Genomic DNA, 263 nt, shown 5'->3' on the forward strand with positions numbered 1-263 from the left:
CTGGCGTTTTAATGTCCTGGCGGGAATAAAAGCCAGGAGCCAACACTTTCACTACAATCAGGCCAATCAAACCCACCGAGTAGGCAATTAACGCCCGCTGGGTCATCAGCGCATCAAACGCGGTAAATTTACCGTACTGGAACAGCGAAACGGTCAACGGACCGGAAAGAATGCCCAACGCAACCGCACTCGGCAGCGCCAACAGGAAACAAAGACGCAACCCCCAGTCCATCAAACGGTTGTATTCATCATGATTGCCACTG

General features: G+C 52.1%; 1 protein-coding gene. It reads right to left on the reverse strand.

Annotation, left to right across the window (positions count from 1 at the left end):
* Positions 1-263 (reverse strand): lipid II flippase MurJ (locus RVY79_RS20090; protein WP_317466342.1); only part of this gene is annotated, 263 nt, incomplete at both ends.

The organism is Chromohalobacter sp. HP20-39, from assembly GCF_033052815.1.
In the GTDB taxonomy this organism is placed as follows: domain Bacteria; phylum Pseudomonadota; class Gammaproteobacteria; order Pseudomonadales; family Halomonadaceae; genus Chromohalobacter.